Below are 3,529 nucleotides of genomic sequence, written 5' to 3' on the forward strand. Positions count from 1 at the left end.
AGCAAAAACCCCATCCATATCATCGGCGGCGGCCTCGCCGGTTCCGAAGCCGCCTGGCAGGCAGCGCAGGCCGGCGTTCCGGTCATCCTGCATGAAATGCGGCCCGTTCGCGGCACCGATGCACACAAGACCGACAGCCTGGCCGAGCTCGTCTGTTCCAATTCCTTCCGCTCCGACGATGCCGACAACAACGCAGTCGGCCTGTTGCATGCCGAAATGCGGCTGGCCGGCTCGTTGATCATGAGCGCCGGCGACGCCAACCAGGTTCCGGCCGGCGGCGCGCTGGCCGTCGATCGCGACGGGTTCGCCGACGCAGTGACGAAAAAGCTCGAAGCACACCCGCTGATCACCATCCAGCGCGAGGAAGTGCCTGGTCTGCCGCCGGCGGATTGGGACCAGGCGATCGTCGCCACGGGCCCATTGACCGCCCCCGGGCTTGCCCAGTCGATCGCGGAAGCGACCGGCGCCGATGCGCTCGCCTTCTTCGACGCCATCGCGCCAATCGTCCATTTCGACACGATCGACATGGATACCTGCTGGTTCCAGTCGCGCTACGACAAGGTCGGGCCAGGCGGCACCGGCAAGGACTACATCAATTGTCCTATGGACAAGGACCAGTACCTTGCCTTCGTGCAAGCGCTGGTCGACGGCCAGAAAACCGAATTCAAGCAATGGGAAGGCACGCCCTATTTCGACGGCTGCCTGCCGATCGAGATCATGGCCGAGCGCGGCGTCGAGACGCTGCGCTACGGGCCGATGAAACCGATGGGGCTGACCAACGCGCACAATCCGACCGTAAAGGCCTATGCCGTGGTGCAGCTGCGGCAGGACAATGCGCTGGGCACGCTCTACAACATGGTCGGTTTCCAGACCAAGTTGAAGCATGCCGAGCAGGTGCGCGTGTTCCGCACCATACCGGGTCTCGAAAACGCCGATTTCGCCCGCCTCGGCGGCCTGCACCGCAACACCTACATCAACTCGCCGACCTTGCTGGACGCTTCGCTGCAACTGAAGTCGCGGCCCGGCCTGCGTTTCGCCGGCCAGATCACCGGCTGCGAAGGCTATGTCGAAAGTGCCGCGATCGGTCTGCTTGCCGGCCGCTTCGCCGCAGCCGAGCGTCTCGGCCACTCACCGTCCCTGCCGCCGCTGACCACGGCCTTCGGCGCCCTGCTCAACCACATCACCGGCGGGCACATCGTGTCCGACGATGAGCCGGGCAAGCGCTCCTTCCAGCCGATGAACGTCAATTTCGGCCTGTTCCCGCCGGTGGAGGCGCCGAAGACCGAAGGCAAACGCATGCGCGGCAAGGACAAGACTGTTGCCAAAAGGCACGCCATCACCTCGCGCGCGCGCGCTGATTGCAGGGAGTGGCTGGGGTTGGCTGCGCAAACGGCCGAAGCCGCGGAATAGACGACTTCGCATTCTGATTGGATCTTATGTATAAAGTAGGATAATATCCTACTTTATACATAAGAGAGGCATCCATGGAATCCGCCGAGAAACTGTCGGTCACCGTCACGCCCGCTATGGCGCGCATGATCCGGGAGAAGGTCGAAGACGGCTCCTTCGGTTCGGCCAGTGAAGTCATCCGTGCAGCCCTTCGCGCCTTCCAGCGCGAAGAAGAGGAACATGCAGAGCGTATGGCGTCGATCAGAGCGCGGGTGAAGGCGTCGATCGAGGACACAAGGCCGGGCTATTCGGGGGAAAAGGTTCGCGACCATCTTAGGGAGCTCGCCGCTCAATATTCGAGCCGCAACGACATTGCCGGTGCCCATCATCAGGCTGGTCAAGGTGTCGCGCGTTTCGAACGAACCTCTGGCGCGGCCGGTGCGCACCAGCCAAAGCTCGATCAGGATCGCGACCACGAAGAACGGGATGGCCAGTTGGGTGACTTGCGGGAAATTATAGCTGTCCATCACGCGGCCTCCGCAGTGGAATTCGAACGTTGCGGCTCAAGGCTTCCAGCAGGCCCTGCGCATCCGTTGAGCTGGCAAAGTGGAAGCGGCCGCCCTTCCAGGTAAAATCGGCGAGCCGGAACGAGACCGTGTTCGCATCTTCGGTGTTCAAAACCGCGACATCCTGAGGCGTGACGATGCGGGTCAAAAAGCAATCGCCGATGCCGTGAACGATGCCGATGCGCCCTCGCCCGATATCCAGAAACGCAGTCCTGGCATCCGCTGTCAGGCGGACTACCGTCGCGATCTCGTCGGGAAAATCCTCAGCGAATCGGCTCACCGCGCGATTGGCACTGCTGAGCGTCGCTATCTTGCTGCCGCCGGTGAAATGCACCGCCGCAACCGACAGCGCGATGCCGAAGGTAACGATCGCCACCAATATGGGTAAGCTCATTCATCTCCTCCGGGCCGGCCTGTTGTCTTCGGCAACAGTTTGGCGCGGGACGTCTTAACATGATTGACGTTTACGTCAAAGCGCAGGCCAGCCCTTGCTCGCGCGACGCAGCAGCAGCCAATGCCGGCGCAAGGCCGATAGCCGCGCGACGCCTTCGAGCGGCGAACCATTCTCCATCTTGCCGAGATAGGCACGTGACAGGGCGAGCGGCAGGAATGCCGGACGCAGCGAGACAGGCAAGGTCGGTGCGCCTTGCTCGAAGGCGGAAAGATGTTCCCGTGCCAGCGCCATCATCGCCGCCACCGCGCGTTTGGCGCCGGGTCCGCCATCACCAGCAATGAATTCTTCCGGCGACGATCCCGCCGCCGCCAAAATATCGGCCGGGACAAAACACTGTCCGCGCCGGCGATGCAGCGGCAACAGCAGCAACAGGCCGGTCATCGCCTGCGCACAGCCTGCCCTGCCCGCCAGATCGGCAAAGCGCGGCGCCCCGACGGGATCGAGCACCATCGCCGCAAGCTGGATGAGCGCGGCAGCAGTCTCGCCGCAATAGCCTTCCAGGTCAGTGCGCGACGGCATCGGGTCGTCATAGAGGTCGAAGATGCGTGCATCGAGCATGTTCTCGAAGGCCCGCTTCGGCAGGCCGAACGTCGCTATCGTGGCGTTCAAGGCTTCGGCTGTGGGATGGCCGGCGCCCGCTTCTCCGCCAGCGGCAATGACATCGCGCCACCATTGCAGCCTCACCTCGCCCGGCAGCGCTTCATGGATGCGATCGCGGATTCCTGCGATCTCGGCATTGAAGGCGTAGAGCGAAAACAGCGCGTCGCGCTTGTCGTCGGGCGCGTAGAGCGCGGTCAGATAGCGGTCATGGTCGGCGGCGCGCACCGCGTCCATGACGATATTGGCATTCTGGGACATGTCAATCGACGGCGATGAGCGCGGCGGCCACGGCGCGCTCTTCCGCCAGAAGGACATTGTAGGTCCGTACCGCGGCACCGGTCGACATCGGGTCGGACGCAATGCCGGCAGCCTTCAGCGCGGCCCGCAATGCGGCGGGCAATGGCCGGAGATCCCTGCCCATGCCGACCAGCAGGATCTCGACCTTGCCGGCCTCAGCCAGCAGCTTGTCGAAATCCGCCACCGTCAGCACCAGAGGATCAGCCGGTTCCCAGCCATGGAT

The 3,529-nt window shown here is 63.5% G+C and carries 4 protein-coding genes and 2 pseudogenes; 2 read left to right on the forward strand and 4 right to left on the reverse strand.

Features of this window, described 5'->3' with window-relative positions; translation table 11 throughout:
• Both trmFO and EOC06_RS45015 read left to right on the forward strand, forming a co-directional pair.
• On the forward strand, window positions 1-1,410 hold a 1,410-nt coding region (gene trmFO, locus EOC06_RS23440; protein ID WP_128308903.1), incomplete at its 5' end, for a methylenetetrahydrofolate--tRNA-(uracil(54)-C(5))-methyltransferase (FADH(2)-oxidizing) TrmFO.
• Window positions 1,411-1,535: 125 nt separating this feature from the next.
• A pseudogene (locus tag EOC06_RS45015) lies at window positions 1,536-1,652 on the forward strand (type II toxin-antitoxin system ParD family antitoxin); the annotation flags it as partial.
• A gap of 99 nt (window positions 1,653-1,751) precedes the next feature.
• Here EOC06_RS45015 and EOC06_RS23450 read toward each other — a convergent pair.
• The 4 genes and pseudogenes from EOC06_RS23450 to EOC06_RS43310 all read right to left on the reverse strand — a co-directional run.
• Window positions 1,752-1,916, reverse strand: a pseudogene (locus EOC06_RS23450) (sterol desaturase family protein); the annotation flags it as partial.
• Window positions 1,903-2,349, reverse strand: coding sequence for a hypothetical protein (locus EOC06_RS23455; RefSeq protein WP_127380888.1), 447 nt, complete (start codon window positions 2,347-2,349; stop codon window positions 1,903-1,905). The gene EOC06_RS23455 and the pseudogene EOC06_RS23450, both read right to left, overlap by 14 nt.
• Before the next feature lie 75 nt (window positions 2,350-2,424).
• Complete coding sequence (locus EOC06_RS23460; protein WP_164898701.1) at window positions 2,425-3,267, reverse strand: phytoene/squalene synthase family protein; 843 nt, start codon at window positions 3,265-3,267, stop codon at window positions 2,425-2,427.
• Between the two features lies 1 nt (window position 3,268).
• A partial coding sequence (locus EOC06_RS43310; protein ID WP_245469961.1) for an MTH938/NDUFAF3 family protein occupies window positions 3,269-3,529 on the reverse strand: 261 nt, incomplete at its 5' end.

The sequence above is a fragment of the Mesorhizobium sp. M7A.F.Ca.MR.362.00.0.0 genome (genome assembly GCF_004023175.1).
Lineage (GTDB): Bacteria > Pseudomonadota > Alphaproteobacteria > Rhizobiales > Rhizobiaceae > Mesorhizobium.

Bases quoted from the DNA above. Each gene is read 5' to 3' on its own strand.
- EOC06_RS23455 (WP_127380888.1), bottom strand. From the start codon at position 2,349: ATGAGCTTACCCATATTGGTGGCGATCGTTACCTTCGGCATCGCGCTG.
- EOC06_RS23460 (WP_164898701.1), bottom strand. From the start codon at position 3,267: ATGTCCCAGAATGCCAATATCGTCATGGACGCGGTGCGCGCCGCCGAC.